Genomic DNA, 21,349 nt, shown 5'->3' on the forward strand with positions numbered 1-21,349 from the left:
TCCTTTAGCGCCAGCTACTCCTTGAATGCCCTGATCACCTTTGTCACCTTTATCACCTTTTGCGCCAGCTACTCCGTTAGTACCGTTGGTTCCAGCTATACCCTGATCTCCTTTATCACCTTTGTCACCTTTAGCGCCATCTACACCATTGGTACCATTAGTTCCAGCAATACCTTGGTCGCCTTTATCTCCTTTATCACCAGCTACTCCTTGAATGCCCTGATCACCTTTGTCACCTTTATCACCTTTTGCGCCATCAGCTCCATTAGTACCGTTGGTTCCAGCTATACCCTGATCGCCTTTGTCTCCTTTAGCGCCAGCTACTCCTTGAATGCCCTGATCTCCTTTGTCTCCTTTATCACCTTTTGCGCCATCAGCTCCGTTAGTACCGTTGGTTCCAGCTATACCCTGATCTCCTTTATCACCTTTGTCACCTTTTGCACCATCAATTCCATTAGTGCCGTTAGTTCCAGCTATACCTTGGTCTCCTTTAGCACCAGCAATACCTTGAATTCCCTGAACTCCTTGGGTTCCAATGATGGAAGTTGCACTTCCCCAGTTCCCAATAGTTTTAGGTCCAAATAAGTCTAGCGTAGTAGTGTTGATAAAGAAGTCACCGTCTACGCCATTGGAGGAAGTAGGGTTTGTGGTGCCACTTAAGAGCGCGTTTCCGTTAAAGGACCTGCTTAGTTTCACAGATCCGCCATTTTCTAAGGTTAAAAGGCCGGTTGTTTCATCAAAACTCAACTGTTGAAAACTAAGGCTCTTTTGCTGATCGAAATCGATTAAATAATTCCAGCCACTCTTTGAGTAAAAATGAAACCCGACTGGCTCATCAATTTGAAATATTAGGAGTCCAAGGGGAGGATTGGCTATTGCTTGTTTTTGTTGACTTGATAATCGGGGTATAAGTAAACCTTGATTATTAGACTTTAACTCTAAGATTGCTGCGCTGTCTGGTTTGAAATCAACACTACCTATACCAACTGATTGTGCGCTAAGTCCTAGGTTCAAAGTCAAGAACAAAAAGGGTATAAGAATCAGTTGATTAAGATTCGTCTTGATCATTGCTTAGGTGATTTTAATTAAGTTCTCTAATTCTATTCAGACTTCTGGTAATGGACTTTTGGCCTTTACTTTAAGTCTCAAGCACCTGTATTTACGAGATGTATAAAACAATCGGATCTATCAGTATTGTGCTTTTTTAAATTCCTTTTGAACCTACCTGACTTCCTTTCTTTCTAGTTGAAATCATAAGTTATCTGATAAGGCTCTTGAACAAACTTAATGTTAGAAATCAGCCCACAGATGATCCTTTCACCCATTATTAGTGCTAAGTGAAATGCCTAGTATGGTATTTATGAGCATTAAATAAGGCTTATAAGAGGCTTGTGTTTTTGGATTGAGGAAGTCTTCCAAGTACTAGAAATTACATTAGTACGACAGTTTCAAAGATGTGATTTGCGTATTCCGAAAGAAGGGGAAATTGATAACGAACAAGAACTCGAGCAAATAGTGATCTTTAACAATTAAAATTAAGTGAAATTTATTTGCACCAGTTTGATGTTTTCAGCAACAATATTGGCTTTTGTAGCTATGAAAAACGGTGGGACTTTTGGGAAGGTGGTGGTGGAGATTTAATGGCATTAGTCTTTAACGGATAGCGATTATAATTTTGGTTATGTGATTGCTGTATTTTGCCAAGTCAATGGAGTTGAGGCCGCATATTTGTAATTAACTTATTGCATTTGATCTTGAAATAAACGCTCCTATATTGAGGCTATCCTGAAATTGGAAAGCCATTAATTAACCTTGATATTAATTTACACCTAATATGACTCCAGCTAAGAGGCCATTAAATCTCTATTTTAAATACTTAGTGATATTCATTCATTTGGTTTTGTTTATCAATCCCATGACCTCAAATGGTCAATCCTATAGTTATCAACTATCTTCAAAAACAGACTCCTTAGTTCGATTATTGTCAAAAGATTTGACAGCACAGGAGGTGGTGAAAGTTTTAGAAAATATAAAAAATGAGAAGTCAGCCAATAAAATAAACGCTTTGAAAGATCAATTGGATCGAGCAAAGGGAGATGACAGGTTAGAAATGGGATTGAATGAGCGATTAGGTAGAGAGTCCAAATGGGTAGACAATGTAAAGGACTCCTATCAATATTATACAAGGACTCTTTATTTGGCAGAGAAACTTGGAGAAGAAAAAATCATAGCGATTGCCTGTTTTGAGATCGCAAATAATATCCGCTTAGGAAATGTATTGGGCCGCCCATATAAATTCTATTTTCAAAGAGCCATAGGTTTATTCGAAACGGTAAGTGACCCATTGAGTAAATCTTACCTGCTTTACGCCAAGGTTATGTTGGAACATGACCATAAAATGAAACTAGGATATGCCGAAGAGGCCATTGCGCTATTAAAATCAGATTTAAATAAATCCGATACGCTTATGATGGAATCTTTAGCCAGACATTTAAATGTGGCCGGTTCGTATCAAAAGGGTGAATTGGCTATTAAATACTTTCAGGAAGGTTTGTCTGTAGCCAAAGAAGTGGGCAATTATATATTGCAGGCGCACATTCTCAATAACATAGGAAATGAATTTCTTGTTAAACGGGAGTATGATAAAGCCATTCCATATCACTTGGAAGCACTTGATATTTCTATGTTTGCGGGAATGAAGGGGCTAGGATCCAATTCTTTTAACAACTTATCTATTTGTTATAGAAACAAAGGTATGTACAAAGAGGCGCTGGATTACTACCATTGCTTTTTCTATATCCAATCGGATATTAACACCGATAATTACTATCAAAATTTAGCTGAAGTGCAGGTCACACATGAGGTAGATAGGGTTGAGTTGAAAAATAATCTACTGCTCAGTGAGCAAAAACTTCAAGCTAAGCAAAGGTTAATTTTGTTTGTCATCTTGTTTTTGTTAATGGTTATTGTAGGCTTTATTTTTTGGAGTCGAAAGAAAATTTCAAAAACCAACGAAAAACTACAAGCATTAGATAAGGTCAAATCTAGACTTTTTGCCAATATCTCTCATGAGCTGAGAACACCGTTGACATTGATCAATGCACCTTTAGAGTCACTTATACATAATGGTAAAATAGATGACCCAGAAATACTTCAGACCTTAGAAACTGCTAGTCGGAATGGTGTGAACTTACTTTCATTAGTAGAGGAGATTTTAGATTTAGCAAAGTTGGATGCAGGGAAACTTGAATTGGTTGAGAATCCTGTGCGAGTTAATAATTTTATTGAATTGCTCTTGTCCGACTATAAATCTGGTTTTGAACATAAGTCCATTAGTTTAAGCTACAAATTCTACCCGAAAGCGGACTTAGCTATTTTAATAGATGAAAATAAGTGCACAAAAATTATTAATAACCTCTTTTCAAACGCCTTAAAGTTTATGCCTGAGGGAGGCTGCATTTCCGTAGTAGTAGATGAGGATATTGAAGATAATCTACTTTTTATAAAGGTAACGGATAGCGGGGTTGGTATTCATCCAGCTGATATTCCCTTTGTTTTTGACCGTTATTACCAATCCGATCAACCCGACAAGAAAGCTGAGGGTGGCACTGGGATTGGTTTGGCATTGGCAAAGGAACTTACCGTTTTACATGGAGGGCGCTTAAAAGTGGATAGCGAATTAGGCCAAGGAACCACGTTCACTTTGATATTGCCAATTAAAGAAGTGTTTGAAGAAACAATATTTAAATCTTCAGTTATTGAGAGTCAAGAACAAGAATTGGAAAGCGCCCTTACAGAAACGATTTCCAATTATGCAACGAAGTTTAAATTAGATAAACCAGTACTTCTTGTCACTGAAGATCACCCTGAAATGCGTGCTTTTATCACCAAAACCCTTGCCCCATACTTTGAAGTCAAACAGGCTGAGAACGGTAAGATTGCATTGGATATTCTAAAGGCCGAAAGGATTGATATTGTGATTTCGGATGTGATGATGCCTGTAATGGATGGATTTGAGTTATTGGAAGCCATTAAAAAGGACAAAGCACTGCATCAAGTATCACTGGTAATGTTAACCGCCAGGGCCGATCATGTCGATAAACTCTATGCCCTCACTTTGGGTATTGATGATTATTTGACCAAACCATTCAGTTCCACTGAATTTCTGGCACGAATAAAAAATATTCTAGAAAACAGGATTAAGATTATTCGAAAACTTGATGAAAGTACTCAGCAAATCGATATAGAGGACTTAGTGGGGAAATACAACTTGGTAGAACGCGAAGCAGAAATACTCTACCTTTTAGCGAAAAGGTATTCAAACCCAGAAATTGCAGAAGCGCTATTCATTTCTATAAATACCGTTAAGTTTCATATCAAAAACATCTATGGGAAACTGGGTATTAAAACAAGAAAAGAAGTTGCTGAAAGGGTAGGGATTTAAGTTGATTGTCACCCTTGGGGCTGTAATTAGAAAACAGACTAGAATTTCCACCTTCAAATACTCACATCCATTTGAACAGATTAACCACCATTCAGCAGAGGAAATGGAAGCTCCTTACTTTTTTATGACTTATTACATTTGTTTTTAGAACAATTTCAATAGTATTTGAGGAATTAAGTTATCTTTAGGCGATATAACCAAAACTATACCCTACAGCTTATATGGCTCGTCTTTTACCCATTGTGAAGTATTCATTGCTTTCTTTGATCTTTCTTCTTTTAAGCCAAAAAATATATTCCCAGAAATTGGACTGGGTATCTGAATTAAAAACTCCTGATGACTCTTATTCAAGCATAAATGACTTAAGCTTGATAAGCAATGATAATAAGGGTTTTGTTGAGCATAACCTTAACATTAGGGTGAGTGACGTAACAGACCCAATCATCACCTCAGCCACTACAGCAACTTTTACTGAAAACGGAACAGGCACGGCCTATACCATTACCGCTACGGATGACGGTGCCATTACTTACTCATTAGGTACAGGTAATGATGAAGCGCTATTTAATGTTGACGCTACTTCTGGTGAAGTAACTTTTAAATCTGCTCCAGATTTTGAGACGCCAATAGATGCGAATACAGATAATGCATATGCGATTGAGGTTAAAGCCAGCGATGGGGTAAATCAGATAAACCAAACGGTAACCATCACCGTGACTGATGTAGACGATACAAATCCCGTTTTCACTTCGGCAACCACGGCTACTTTTGTTGAAAACGGAACAGGCACTGCCTATACAGCATTGGCTACCGATGTGAATACAGTTACTTACAGTATTGATGCAGGAGATGATGGCGACAAGTTCGACATTGTGGGCGCAACGGGTGTGGTTACTTTTAAATATGCTCCTGACTTTGAAAGCCCATCGGATGTAGGTTTAGATAACACATATTTAGTCCGAATAATTGCCAGAGATGACGTAGGAAATTCAACTAATCAAACGGTCACTATTACGGTAACCAATGTCAGTGATGTAAATCCAACCTTCACATCCACAGCAGTCACGACAATCAATGATAATGCTACTTATATTTATGCCATAACCACGAGTGATGCGGATGGAGATGCCGTAACGGTGACCGCAAATACTAAACCCTCCTGGCTCAACCTGAGTGAAGGACAGGCTATTGTTCGCACAATTGCTGGGAGTAGTGTGTTTGGATCTGCTGAAGGCACAGGGGCCGCTGCCTCTTTTTGGGATCCAAGAGGCATTGTGGTAGATGCTGTTGGCAATATCTATGTAGCCGATCAACAAAATAATAGAATTCGAATTATCGATACGCAAGGAGTTACTTCAACATGGGCGGGCTCAACAAGTCGCGGATTGGTCGATGGTACTGGTACTGAAGCTCGTTTTTTCCTACCAAGTGCTCTTGCAATTGATGCTGACGGTAATATCTATGTTGCTGATTCGGGTAATCATACGATAAGAAAAATTAGTCCTTCTGGTGTGGTAACTACATTGGCAGGGTCATTTGGAAGTGGAGCAGATGGTATAGGTACGTCAGCGCTTTTCAATAACCCTGCTGGGCTTGCGGTAGACTCTGAGGGTAATGTGTATGTAAGTGATGACCAGAACTACTCAATCAGAAAAATTACCCCAGAGGGAGTTGTCACCACATTGGCGGGATCTGGAAATAGGGGGTCATCCAATGGCACGGGAACTGAAGCTGAATTCGATAATCCAAGAGGTTTGGCAGTAGGGCCGGATGGAAATATTTACCTAGCAGATAGAGAAAATAATTTGATTCGTAAGATTACCCCAGAGGGAGTTGTCACCACTTTCGTGGGTTCAGGAAATGCTTCCTTCGCTGATGGAACAGGATCTGAAGCTGAGTTCTATAATCCGGTTGATGTTGTATTTGATCCGTCAGGAAACCTATATGTTTTGGACCAATTTAATCAAAGAATAAGAAAGGTTACTGCCGAGAGGGAAGTGACAACAGTAGCGGGTTCCTCTTTTTCCCCGATAGTTTCAGTAGACGGTATTGGAACAAGTGCTTCATTCTATTTCGGATATCATATGACTGCTGATCAAAATGGTGATTTATACGTTGCACAAACACACAGCATTAGAAAAATAGAAATTACAGAAGCCTTGTTGAGCGGCAACCCTACCGATCAGTTGGGTACACACAGCGTTGTACTCGATGCAGCCGATGGTAACGGAGGTACTGCACAGCAGAGCTTCACCATTACGGTTCTGGATGCAACTGATCCAGTCTTCACTTCAGCCACTACAGCTACATTTACAGAAAACGGAACAGGCACAGCTTATATAATAACAGCCACAGATGCCAGTGCAATTACTTACAGCCTAGGCACTGGCAATGATGAGGCCTTATTCAATATAAATGCGGGAGTGATAACGTTCAATACTCCCCCAGATTTTGAGGCACCATTAGATGCAAACACGGATAATGCCTATGTGATAGAAGTCAGAGCCAGTGATGGTGTAAATGAGGTAAACCAAACGGTAACAATTACTGTGACTGATGTTGACGATACAAATCCAGTGTTCACATCATTGATTACAGCTACTTTTACAGAGAATGCAACGGGAGTCGCATACACTGCGGTAGCGACTGATACCAATACGCTTACTTATTCATTAGGTGCTTGTAATGACGAGAACCTTTTTAATATTAATACTACTTCTGGTGAAGTAACTTTTAAATCGGCTCCAGATTTTGAGACACCGACAGATACGAATACGGATAACGATTATGTGATTGAAGTGAATGCGAGTGATGGAGTAAATGAGGTAAGTCAAATTGTTACCATTACAGTAACGGATGTCGAAGAAATTGTTTTTGAGTTTAAATCGACTCCTATTGTAAGTGTGAATGAGGATGAAGAATATGTTTACAGTGTTCTTACCTCTAAGCCTGATGAATCAATTTTCTCATTGGCACAAGGCCCAGACTGGCTAAAACTTCGATTGACGGGTAAAGTGACGAGCACAACTGGTATTGGATCAGCATTTACCAAAGACGGTATTGGGAATATTTACGCAATTGATGGAAATCAAATTAAAAGAGTTGATGCCGTTACTGGTGAAATAACACTCTTGGCAGGCATTGAGGATTATGGTTCTTTAGACGGAACTGGGGTGAATGCTTCATTTTACACACCAATGGATATTGAGTTTGGACCAGATGGTTTGTTATATATCGCAGATATGCGAAATGGCTTGATCAGGAGAGTGACACTTGAAGGTGAGGTTTCAATTTTTGCTGGTACCCGTTTTGAAGACATTCCAAGTTCAGGGCCTTACAGTCGACCAGAAGTAATTAATGGAGATAGATTAGAGGCAATTTTCTTTTGGCCAATTGATATTGAGTTCGACACTAGTGGTAATATGTATATCGCGGATAGTAGAAACCATATAATTAGGAAGATTGACATAAGTGGTCAAGTCACTAATTTTGCGGGTAAATATAATATTAAAACAAGAAATGTTAATGGTTTAAGCTCCCGAGTAATTGATCCTGGGTATTTGGATGGAGCCAGTGATGTAGCACTATTTAACACTCCCTCGGCCATTAGTATTGATGCAGCAAACAATGTTTATGTTACTGACCAATACAATCATAAGATAAGAAAAATTTCTTCTCAAGGCATGGTTACTACGATTGCTGGTGGTATAGAGGGTTATCAAGATGGGGGTGTGGGCGATGTATTGTTTTCAGCTCCTACTGGTATTATTGTGGACACTAAGAATAGAATATTTGTAGGAGAAGCTTCTAGGATTAGAATGATTGATGCCAATGGATTGGTCAGTACTATTGCTGGTGGTAGTAGTGGTACAGGATTAGTGGATGGTATTGGAAGCCAAGCTAAGTTACGGAATACTAGGAGCATGAGACAAGGTGCTGATGATCAACTTATACTTTTACATGGTTCAGAACCTAAATTTAGGATCATAGACATGGTTAACGTTTTAAGTGGTAATCCACTCGAGCATGTAGGTGATCATGAGGTTTCTTTAGTTGCCACTGATAGTAACTCCGAATTTATTTATCAAAATTTCACTCTTCAAGTGAGAGATCATATTGCTCCTTTTATTTCCGAGATAGTAAGGATTGACCCCATAGAAGAAACAATAAAAACAGATAGGGTAGCATTCAGAGTGAAGTTTAGTGAGAAGGTTTTAAACGTTGATGTTACGGATTTTGAAATTAGTTTCAATAGTGCGGAAAACCTTGCAATAAATATTACCAAAGACATATTTGATGAAACCCTGTATACCATAAAAATCAATGTTGCCAAGACTGGTTTGATTGATTTGAATTTAAAGGCTAGTACAGACATCACTGATATTCATGGTAACGAGTTGGTAAACTTAACTCCTACAGATTTAGAAGAGACATTTCTTGTTCAAGCCAACAATGCTCCAACAATAGATTCAACACCTGTTTTAGAGGTGGATGATAATCAAGCCTATGAATATGAGTTGGTAATTAATGATATAGATTTTGATTCTTTATCTCTAAACAATTCCGTCTTACCAAGTTGGTTAAAAATTGAGTCTGAGCATAGTGTTGAAACACTTGCGGGTTCAGTCAATGGTTTTCAAAATGGTGTTGGTGTTAGTGCGAAATTTAATGAAATTTTAGGCCTCGCCTCAGATGGCTTTGGGAACACTTATGTGGCTGAAAAAAACAGTAACAGTATAAGAAAAATAACTCCTGAAGGAGAGGTTACCTCATTTGCTAGTGTTTACCGGAGGACCTCTACCTATAATGGTGGTACTACTTCTGCAATGCATCCTAGTCATGTAACCATTGCTGATGATGGTGTATTTTATATTTCTACGTACAGTTTTGGTACAATTGAGCGTATGACCAGCAAGGGGGAAATATTTACACTTGCAGGAAGTGAACCTGGTTATGCTGACGGACAAGGGGCGGATGCTAAATTTTCAAATCCTTTGGGCTCTGCAATAGATCAAGAAGGAAATCTAATTGTTGCGGATGCGGGCAATCACCTAATTAGAAAAATAACACCTTCAGGTTTGGTTACTACATTAGCTGGTTCCACAAGAGGCTATAGCGATGGTAGTTCTGACCTATCCCAGTTTTCCTCACCTACGGATGTTGCTATTGATAAAAGTGGTAATATATATATAGTAGACTCTGGTAATAATAGAATAAGAAAAATTGACCAATCAGGTAACGTCACGACATTTGCTGGATCAAGTGCTGGGTATGCCGATGGCTTAGGTCAAAGTGCCCAATTTAAATATCCTTTATTTTTAGCAATTGATCCTTCAAACAATCTCTACGTTACCGATAGATTCAATGATAAAGTTCGAAAGATAGATGCTTCTGGAAATGTAAGTACAATTGCAGGTAGCACTTCAGGATTCAACGATGGATCCGCAGAAGAGAGCAAGTTTAATACGCTAGCTGGTATTGCAATTGACCATGCAGGCAATATAATTGTCGCTGATGCAGGTAATTCACGAATAAGAAAGATTTCGAAAAAGTATATCCTTTCTGGCTCAGCCATTGGGCAATCAGGGACCCATGACGTAAGCCTTAGTTTGAATGATAATAATGAAGGAACAGTTTATCAGAATTTTCAAATTGAAATCAATGATGTTACAGCGCCCATCGTCACTTCTCCCGCCACTATATCTTTTACCGAAAACGCAACAGGCACAGCTTACACCGTTACAGCTACTGATACGAATACGATTACTTATAGCTTAGGCACAAACAATGACGAAGCATTATTCAATATAAATGCGGGAGTGATAACATTCAATACTTCCCCAGATTTTGAGGAACCATTAGATGCAAACACGGATAATGTCTATGTGATTGAAGTCGGAGCCAGTGATGGCGTAAATCAGGTAAACCAGACGGTAACCATTACTGTGACTGATGTTGACGATACAAATCCAGTGTTCACATCACTTATCACAGCTAGTTTTGCAGAAAATGGAACAGGAGTCGCATACACAGCGGTAGCTACTGATACCAATACGCTTAGTTATTCATTAGGTGCTTGTAATGACGAGAACCTTTTTAATATTAATGCTGCAACTGGAGAGGTAACATTCAAATCTTCTCCCGACTTCGAATCTGCAACCGATTCAGATTCGGATAATACCTATGTGATTGAAATTAGGGTAAGTGATGGGATAAATGAGGTGAGTCAAACAGTGATAGTATCAGTTGCTGATAGCAATGACCCACCACTATTAACAGGTAATGGCAGAGATTTTACCTATACCGAAGCTTTTCAGTCTGGCATTAGTACTTTGTTATTTGAGAATATTTCAGTTTCGACAGTGGAGCCAGATCAGTTGATTACCTCTTTTTCTATAGAGTTGACAAACATAGCTGCCTTTCCAAATGCTGGGAGCTTTGAGAGTTTTGATGGTTCAACCATATGGTTATCTAACTCTAGAGGTACTACTCAAAACAATGGTTTGGAGATGAGGCGTGAAGTGATTTCTGGAGTAAATACAATGACCTTTACTAAAGAATCAGGTATTACTACTGATGTGTTTAATACAATATTGAACAACGTAAAGTATAACTATGCTGGTAGAGATCCTGATGTGGAAAATGTTCGAACTTTTGTTTTAAAAACTATTCAAGATAATGGGAGCAATGAGGCAGATAATAATAATACTGGAACTTTTGCAATAACTTCCAATGTAACGCTGATTGGAACAGATACAGAACCTTATTTGAGTTCCTCTCCATTGAACCCTACACATTATGTAGGTAATAATCCAGTAAGTCTTTTTAAGGATACTAATGCCTCTGCAGTAGAGTCTTCTCAGAAAATTAGTCAAATAGAATTTACAGTTAACAATTTAGTGTATGGCGCAGAAGAACTTATTTTTATTGATGGTCAGCAGTTTACATTAACAGATGGCGAGTCTGGAGTAACAGTCAATAATTCAATCACTGTTAATATTGAATTAGTCGATGATATAGCGACAGTTAGACTGTCAGCATCTCAAGGCTTAAGCGATGATTCAACAATCGACCTTATAAATGGTATAACTTATAGTAATACCAATCAATCCCCAGTAGCTGGTACAAGAGAAGTAACCTTGATAAAAGTTATTGATACTGGTAATAATACTGGTAATGACAGAAATGAGCAGGTGTTTTCAATTAGTAGTAGCATCAACTTGCTTAACGAAACTGTTCCTCCACCCGTATTCACTTCTGCTGCAACTGTAAATTTCACTGAGAATGGAACTGGGGTGGTTTATACGGCTCAAGTAACTAGTGTAAACACTGTTACTTATGGCTTTGGCACAGACAATGATGAGGCTTTATTTGATTTTGGTGCGGCTTCCGGAGAGGTCGTTTTTAAATCTTCTCCTGATTTTGAATCGCCAATAGGTTTGGGTACCGATAACACTTACGTTATTGAAATTAATGCAAATGATGGAGTGAACTCTGTAAGTAAAACTGTGAATATTAGTGTTACAAACCTTAATGAAGCTCCTGTTTTTACTTCAACACCTATTACTGAAATTGATGATAATGAGACTTATGGCTACAATATTACAGTAACTGACCCCGAGAATGATAAAGTAGTCATTAGCGCTTCCGAGATTCCAAGTTGGTTGAATTTGAAAAATGAAACCTTGGATGAGGTGGACATATTTGCTGGTTCAAGGGGTGGATATATGGATGGAACAGGAGTGAATGCATCTTTTGCAAATCCATATGGTCTTGCTATCGACAATCAGGGCAATATTTTTGTCGCAGATAATTCTAACCATAGAATCAGAAAAATTAGCAAGGAGGGAGTAGTGTCTACTTTTGCTGGTTCTGGCGTGCCTGGTTATTCTGACGGCAATGGTCTATCAGCTCAATTCTATCGACCATATGACATAGCGGTGGATCATCTTGGATACTTATACGTTTCAGACTGGCAAAATAATAGAATAAGAAAAATAAGCCCCGATGGAGAAGTAACAACTATGGCTGGTTCGGGGGATGATGCATTCCGAGATGGGCAAGGGGTTAATGCATCCTTTAGCAATCCAATGGGCATCGATGTGGATAAATCGGGAAATGTATTCGTTGCAGATTTTATAAATGGTCGGATTAGAAAAATAGCCCCCTCTGGAGAGGTGACTACTATAGCTGGTAATGGCAGCAGAGGCCATTCCGATGGTATTGGGACGTCTGCATCGTTCGATGGGCCGAGTGGATTGGCAGTTGATCTAAATGGATACTTGTATGTTTCTGATCAGTACAATCACAGTATCCGAAAAATAGCGCCTGATGGAATGGTGACAACATTAGTTTGGAGCGGAAATGGTGGAGTTAAAGATGGTGATCCTGGGATTGCTTATTTTCAATACCCAAGTGGTATAGCAGTGGACGATCTGGGGGTAGTTTTCGTAGCTGATAATGGTAATAGACGTATAAGAAGAATAGACCAAGCGGGTGTAACAACTACTATAATAGGTAATGGAACAGACGCTTATTCAGCTGGAATTGGGGTACAGGCAGGGATAGGACGTCCTTCTGGAATTGCAGTTGATTCAAATGGGGAATTATACATTAGTTCTGGTCCTTATGTACTCAAACGCTCGATAGGAAAAACGTTTATTCAAGGGATTTCTTCAGCTCCTTCGGGTCCTCATTCAGTTTTACTTGAGGCAAGAGATGAGTTAGGGAATGTATCGAACCAGTCGTTTACTATCACTGTTAATGACGTAACTGCTCCTATATTCACTTCGGCTGCAACAGCAACTTTTACAGAAAACGGAACGGGCACGGCATATACCGTCACTGCTACGGATGCCAGTGCAATTATTTACAGTTTAGGGACTGATAACGATGAGGATTTTTTCGATATCTCAGCTGGTGAAGTGTCATATAAATCTGCACCAGACTATGAAACTAAGAGCAACTATACAATAGTAGTAAAGGCAAGTGATGGCTTATATACTGCCTCACAAACAGTGACTATCACCATAGCGGATGTTGACGAAATTGCTCCTGTATTTACATCAGCTACTACAGTAAGTTTTATTGAAAATGGTACAGAGGTAGTTTATACGTCTATTGCAACAGATAATAGCCCATTGACCTACAGTTTGGGTGATGGCAATGACGAATCATTTTTTAATATTAATGCTACTTCTGGTGAATTGATTTTCAAATCTGCTCCAGATTTTGAAACCAAGAACAGTTATATAATAGTAATCAATGCAAATGATGGTTTCAATACGGTCTCGCAAACGGTGACCATCACCATTGTGGATGTTGACGAAATTGCGCCTGTATTTACATCAACCACCAAAGCAACTTTTACGGAAAATGGAACAGGGGCGGCCTATACCGTCAAAGCAACTGATGCAAATGCAATTACCTACAGTTTAGGGACTGGCAATGATGAAGCGCTATTTACGATTGCCAATGGAGTGATTGCCTTCAGATCTGCACCTAATTATGAAGATCCAAAAGACGCTAATAAAGACAATGCTTACATCATTAAAATCAAAGCAAATGATGGAAAAAATGAATCTATTCATACGGTAACAATTACCGTTACCGATTTAGAAGAAATAAAACCCGTGGTGACCTTAACTGCAGAAGTGAACGGATTGGCTTTTACACCTTCTGTGAAGGTTTCACTTAAATTTAGTGAAGCTATTACTGGACTTGAAGTCACAGACTTTATCTTGAATAATGCCTCTATTTCTAATCTAGAAGGAACAGGAGATACTTACAGTTTTACTTTAAACTCTATACTTGATGGTAATGCCTCGGTAGGTCTAAAAGCAAACACCATTATCGATGCCCAAAATAATAGTAACTTGGCATCGCCCATTTTAAATCAGAGCTTTGAGGCCAGAAATGAACTTCCTACCGAAATAAACTTGAGCACATCGGCAATTGCAGAAAACATCATCAACCGTACAGAGATAGGTAGCTTATCTACTAATGATGTTGATGTAGGAGATCTTCATTCGTACAAACTTGTCAGTGGCTCGGGAAGTACGAACAATGATCTGTTTGATATCGTAGGTAATAAGCTCTTCAAAAAAGCAGGCTTGTCTTTTAACTATGAAGATGTAAAGTCGCTTTCAGTCAGAATTCAAGTGGCGGATTTACGAGGGGGAACCTATGAGACGGCCAAAACCATAACGGTTGCTGATGTAGCAGAACCTACAGCAGCTTTGACTATTGTCGATGCTACTAATATCGAATTAGGAGGTAATAGCATCATATTCGACCTAGTGAAAATAGGGGCAAGCAAAACACGTCAAGTGAAGATCAAGAACACAAGTCCAGATGCAAGCTTACAAGTAAGTAACATTAAACTACCGGTAGGATTTAGTGCGAGTGAATCAAACTTTACTTTGGGGATTGGACAGGAAAAAACAGTCAATATTACTTTCAGCCCAACAGATGATCAGTTTTTACTCAATAGGCTTGAGGTAATAAGCAATGCCGATGTACAACAATTATTTGTTGTAGGGAAAGGGCTTAAGAATAGAGCACCAATTGCAATGGCTCCTTCTGTAAGAATTGCCCATGTACCGGGTAGTTTATTTAAATTGATAGGTTATGACCCAGAAGGTGAACTTGTTGATTTTGTCATTGTTGAAGGACCTAGTTTAGGCACCTTGACGGCTCGTACACAAGCCGGTGAATACACTTTTGTACCCAATGGCCTTTCTCCTGAAACGGTGTATGAAGATCAAGTAATATTCAAAGCAGTCGAGCAGGGTGGAGGTCTGTCTTCACAGGAAGCCACAGTACGTTTTAAATTTAGGGTTCCTGATTCAAAGCATACGCTTTATCCTATTACGATAGAACCAAAAGATGAAAACAGTATTGACCTTGTGGTTAAACTGGATGATCAAGTAATCAATAACGAGTATTTCATCAGTGGTTTTTATAGGGGTAAAGAAGAAAAAATAAACAAAACATTTAGAGAAAATATTGCCATACCTAAATCAGCTTTTATAATTGATGGTAGCACACTAACATATAAAGTGTCATTGAGTAAAACTGACTACCCAGCATTATTTACAAATACTAAAGTTTTGTTGGGTGTGAGTATATCAACCACAAATGGATTTCACGATTCAAAAGCACAAATATTTAGTAGAAACACCGCTGGTAACTTAGGTGGTGGCGGAATTAATGATGATTCATCTATTGATGGTAATTTCTCCGTGTTCTCAGTTGATTCATCTGTGCCTGAAAATGAAACGGTTAATCTTAAACTATCTGCCGTTGAATTTGGTGACTTTGACTTGTCAGATGCTGTAGTTGCAATCGTAAAAGGGCCTATTAGTGGAACTGTTGGTAGCCCTAAGCTAGCTTCTAGCAAGGATGGTTTAACCGAGTGGACGATAGCATATACTTCTGCATCAGAAATTGGATTAAAGGATTCGGTACAATTCAGTGTAACACATAAAGGAAGAAATGAAACCTTGTTGGCTTACGCTCGAGTTCAGGTAACTGACGTTCCCGATGCACCAACATTATTGGATATAAATGATCAGTCAATGGATGAAGATAAAACGCTGTCGGTAGGTTTTACGGCTACTGATCCAGATAGTCAATTATCTTATCAAGTGATTTCATCCAATTCAAATGTTACTGGAACAGTAGTGGATGGTAAAATAGAATTGAAAGCCACCAATGATTTTAATGGCAATGTAAATGTCCAGCTGTTGGTTACTGAGGTGGGGAGTTCAAGCCCACAAGTAGTCACCGATGATTTCACTTTGGTAATAGTGCCAGTAAATGATGCTCCAATCATGGGGGATATTCAAAATCAAACCGTAGCGGAAGATAATCAGTTGATAATACCTCTTTCTGCGACTGATATTGATGGAAATGTAAGTGTCTTTAATTATCTGGCCAGCTCCAATGCCGATAATAATGTATCCTATAAAATTGAAAATGGGTCATTGACAGTAACTCCAAAAGCGGACTTCTTTGGAGAGCTTGAGTTTACGGTTAATGCGGATGACGGAACGGGAACCAAAACAGCCTTATCTACTGGTAAAACTTTTAAAGTAACAGTAACTCCAGTGAATGATTCTCCAATTTTGAGCAAAGCGCTAAACACTCAGGCGCTGGTTCAAGGTTTTCCAACTTATTCACTAGACCTTGCGAATTTCTTTGAGGATAAAGAGACCGCGGCAAAAGATTTGACCTATACAGTGAGTAGCATTTCTAATGTTGCTTTGTCAATGAGCGGAAGTGTACTCACTATAACCTCTTCTAATGGAAATGTTGGTTTAGAAACAGCCAAATTGACGGTTAGTGACGGTCAATTAACTACTCTTCAGGATTTAAATTTCTTAACGGCTGTTAATAGTAAAGATATTACAATAGCCAATTCTATATCTGATATTACACTACAAGAAGATTTTGGATTGAAGGAAATAGACTTGAGCACTGTGTTCTCTTATGCAATTAACCCGAATGCTAAATTTGCATACAGCTTAGCTGGTAATCAAAATCTTAGTGCATCGATCAATGGAAGTAAAATAGAGCTTAGTTCCGTTGCTGATTTTAATGGGCTGGATAAATTGTATGTAACTGCAATGGTAGAGGGCAAAGCCTCTATGATGAGCTTTAATATTACGGTCAGTGCTGTGAATGATGTACCTACTTTGGTTACAAAAACTGGAGATCAATCTATTCTTGAAGACGCAGTGTTTAAGAAAACTATTTCTTCTTCAAGCTTTGCAGATATTGACAATGATGCATTGACCTACTCAGCCAGTTATACTGCCAGTTGGTTAAGCTTTGATCCTATCACAAGGACATTCTCAGGCACTCCAGATAATGATAATGTAGGTGAAGTAACTGTAACATTAACAGCTACTGATCCTTCAGGTGGTAAGGCCAATGATGTATTCAAAATCCTAGTGACTAATGTAAATGACGCTCCAACAGCTATATATCTAGCTTCGAATACCATGGATGAAAATACAGCACTAGGGACTGTTATTTCTGGCTTATCGAGTATTGATGTGGATGCTGGAGATAATATATTTACTTATCAGTTGGTTAGTGGGGTAGGGAGTACAGACAATGATAAATTCGCATTGACCAATGGCAACTTGGTTTTAGCGGCTTCTGTTGACTATGAGAAAAAGTCTAGCTATTCTATAAGGCTTAGAACCACGGATGGCTTTGAGGGTAGTTTTGAACAAGCAATGACGATCAAGGTGAAGGATGTGAACGAAAGTCCAACGGGGATTAGCTTGTCATCTGCTGTACTCACTGAGAATGCTGCCATTGGAACCTTAGTTGGTAATTTGGCCTCGGTTGATGAAGACTCAGGTGACACACATGTCTATTCCTTAGTGGCAGGAACTGGTGATACCGATAATACGCAATTCACAATCCAGGGTGGTGTTTTGAAATCGGCTTCTGCACTTGATTTTGAAAGTAAGTCTTCCTATTCAGTTCGATTTAGAACGACAGATAGCAAAGGCCTATTCTTTGAAAAACAATTCTCAATTGCAGTGAATGATGTTAATGAAACTGCCACAGCGATTTCGCTTGATAATGCTCAAATCATGGAGAATAATCAAGTTGGTGGAATCATTGGTGGAATTACAACAACGGACCAAGATACAGGAGATACACACAGCTATGCGCTGGTTAATGGCACAGGAGATACAGATAATGCTTCTTTTGAAATTCTAGGTAATAAGTTAGTGGCCAAAACGTCATTTGATTTTGAAACCAAAACATCCTATTCAACAAGAATCAAGACAACAGATGCAGGGGGATTATCATTTGAAAACAGCTTTGTCATATCGATTACCAACCAAGCCGAGGCAATACTAAGACTAGAAGGAGGGCAGAGTGCGGAAACCACCAATGTAGGAGAAACTACAACAATTGAAATTTCAATCTTCAACGATGGTGACGATGTAATGGAAGTGAGCTCAATCACCTATCCAAATGGCTTTACAGGTCCAGCAAAGGTTGAAGGAATCACTCCATCTACCAGTAAATCGATCACTATAAGTTTTGCTCCTTCAGAAGCTAAGACTTACACTGGCGATATTGTATTTAACTATAATGGAGGCTCTGGAATTAAATCGGTGGTTGCTGTGGCTGAAATAGTGGCTTCAATTTATAATGGGTTTATCGATGAATTGGCTGTAAGTATTTATCCAAATCCTGCTAATGATCGGATTACACTCGATTTGATTCAGTATAATGGAAAACCAGTTGATATTTTAATACTTAATGAGTCTGGGCTTCAGCTATATAATATATCGAATATTAGAAATACTTCCCATGATATTGAGGTCGGTAATTATCTTCAGGGTATTTATATTGTATTGGTTAAATCAGAGGTTGGTGTGGTAAGAAAGAAGCTGATCATTTTCAGGTAGTAGACTCAGGCAAGGAAACATTGAAGGGGCAGGTCTGTTAAAGTGAACTGCCCGTGACTCTTAGTGTTTTTGTTTACTTTTTTATGTTCAGTTGGTTACTGTGAATTGAAAAACTTATCGATACTCTCTTTATAGCTTCTTGAAATGGGGATTTTATGCCCCTTTAAGCTTAGATGATTTGCTGAAAATTGGAGTACATACTGACTGTTTACTAAATAAGATCTATGCACCCGTAAAAACGATGAAGGAAGCTCGTTTTCAATTTCCTTTAAGAGCTTTCTCTGTATAAAGTGATGCTGGGGAGTATGTATTTCGACATAGACTCCATCTGACTTTACATAAACGATATCGTTTGGATTAATATATTCAACCCCACTAGCAGTACGGATTTTAAGTGTTTCTGGTAGTTTATGAGCAATTATTTCCAAGGCGGCAGTAACATCTACCTCATGGAAAGGTTTACTAATATAAGCAGCGGGTGCTAGGCGGGCAGCAGCCTTTAATGTCTCTTTGTCTTTGTTGGCAGTTATGAAAACAAAGGGCTTTTGATGTTCCGTAAGTTTAGGCCCTAAGTCTAACCCTGTTACTTTTGAAGAAAGAAAAATATCAACAATGGCAGCATCAAACTCCCAATCGGTTTCCTTGAGGAAATCCTCGCCACTATGAAAAATCCCTACCACCCAAAAGTTATGCTGTGACACCAGCTTTTTTAAATGTGTCGCGGCAAAAAACTCATCTTCTATAATGACAACTTTGGCTTTAAACATGAAATGAAAAATTAAACTGACCGCTTTTAGGATCGAAAAGAAAATCGAACCCACCCACTCTTTCAACTAACTGTCTAATCAAAACGCTACCGGTTCCTTCCTTATAATTACTGTCCCAGGGTGAATTGTCCTTATAATAAAAGGTAAACCACTCATTGGTTTTGGAAATCTCTATATGAGCTTGTTTCGTTGCTGCTTTCGAGTGCTCCATTGTGTTGGAGAGCATTTCGTTAAAAATTAGCCCAAAATAAACTATTCGCTGGCTACGAATCTCTGCGCTTTCAAATTGATGTGAGATGATAAACTTAGTGGTTGATAAATCAGAATAGAGCTTAATGATTTCGTTAAAATATAACTCTAGGCTCACCTTTTCATTGTGAACGTCTGCATAAAGGTGTTTGTGCAATGCACTGATTGTTTGAATCTTTCTAGACATTCTTTTTATCACAGTCAGGTCACTCGCATTTGGAGTATTCTCGGCAAACTCGAACATTGATATCACCATTTGTAGGTTATTTTTTATTCGGTGGTTGCTTTCGATCATTAGCATTTGGTATTGCTTATTGGCCGTTTCAAGCTGCTGATTCATTACTTTGAGTTTGTTCCTTAATATCAATTCCCTGTAAAAAAGAATAGCTATGCTAAGTATGATAACTATTAAAATAGAGAGGTAAATAAAAAGATTTCTAGTACGTATTTCCTGTTGTGTTAATGCCAATTGAGCATTTATGGCTTCATTTTGAAAGTTCAGTGTTTCTTGCTGAACTCTAAAATTATCGAGTCTTTCAGAACCAATTGCTGCATTATACTTAATTAAGGAATTGCTCGCTTTGTTTTGCCATTTAAAATAGTTGAGCGAATCGCCAGACTTTAAAATGTATTGGTAGGCAATAATATTGAAAAGCTCAACTTCTGCGGTATGCCAATTTTTACCTTCCGTTTCCTTTAAAAGTATTTGTATAATTGAATCAGCCTTGCCATAATCATAAAGTGTGTTCTGATAAATATTTAGGACTTTGGTCAATGCGCCAACATAGTTGTGTCTATCGTTATTTTTCAAAAAAAGCTGTGCAGCCTCTAAGTGATAAGGTAGTGCGTCACTGCCTCCGATTAAATGACCGAACTCATTTTTTAGCAGTGCTTTTTCAATTTCAAAGTCATAGCTGTCGGCAAATTCAAGCCCAAGGTTAATGTATTTACTTACAGAGTCTACGGTCTGTTGTCGGTCGTCAAAGCTTGATTCGTGATATATTGCAGCAAGCCGTCCTAGTTTTTTTACATGTTCAAGGGGGTATTTCTCGGTGTTTTTCAATCTTAAAAGTAATGCCGCTCCTTTGTCGTAATCTTTGGTTTTTCTTAAAGTCTCTGCGAGAAAAATAGTGGCCTGAATCTCTTCTTTTTCTAAATGATTTAGCTGTGCTAATTTTATAGATTTGGTGAGTTCATCAATACATTCTGAGTATAAACTGGCGCGACTCAGTTTCTCGGCTTGGTCAAAGTGCTGCCGGAAGTCACCTGGAGAAAACGGAGACTCCTGTGCATTCACAGTCATCGTTAAAAAGAGCGAAATTATCAGATAGCTATATGGACAAAGATTTCTCAATTTGTGTTTTTAAGAAATTAATAATCATCTAAAGTAGTGAATAGAGCCTTGTTTCTGTATTTTTTATTGAACGAAGTTTTTGAATTATAGA

The 21,349-nt window shown here is 38.6% G+C and carries 4 protein-coding genes and 1 pseudogene; 2 read left to right on the top strand and 3 right to left on the bottom strand.

What is annotated here, in order from left to right:
* A pseudogene (locus VOI17_RS03160) lies at positions 1 to 1,068 on the bottom strand (hypothetical protein); the annotation flags it as partial.
* A 925-nt stretch (positions 1,069 to 1,993) separates the two neighbouring features.
* Between VOI17_RS03160 and VOI17_RS03165 the strand changes: the two are divergent.
* A complete protein-coding gene (locus VOI17_RS03165) occupies positions 1,994 to 4,444 on the top strand; it encodes an ATP-binding protein (protein WP_323755788.1) in 2,451 nt (816 codons plus the stop codon).
* Positions 4,445 to 4,749: 305 nt separating this feature from the next.
* Positions 4,750 to 18,888 carry a putative Ig domain-containing protein gene (locus tag VOI17_RS03170; RefSeq protein ID WP_323755789.1) on the top strand — a complete coding sequence of 4,713 codons (14,139 nt, stop codon included), beginning with the start codon at positions 4,750 to 4,752 and terminating at the stop codon, positions 18,886 to 18,888.
* Positions 18,889 to 18,983: 95 nt separating this feature from the next.
* On the opposite strand, the gene VOI17_RS03175 is transcribed toward VOI17_RS03170, so the two are convergent.
* The gene (locus tag VOI17_RS03175; RefSeq protein ID WP_323755790.1) at positions 18,984 to 19,655 is read right to left on the bottom strand and encodes a LytTR family DNA-binding domain-containing protein; all 672 of its coding nucleotides are present in this window, start codon (positions 19,653 to 19,655) and stop codon (positions 18,984 to 18,986) included.
* Positions 19,648 to 21,207, bottom strand: coding sequence for a sensor histidine kinase (locus VOI17_RS03180; protein WP_323755791.1), 1,560 nt, complete (start codon positions 21,205 to 21,207; stop codon positions 19,648 to 19,650). Before VOI17_RS03180 ends, VOI17_RS03175 begins: the two co-directional genes overlap by 8 nt.
* Positions 21,208 to 21,349: the final 142 nt, after the last annotated feature.

This window comes from Roseivirga sp., from assembly GCF_034669765.1.
Taxonomy (GTDB): Bacteria; Bacteroidota; Bacteroidia; order Cytophagales; family Cyclobacteriaceae; genus Roseivirga.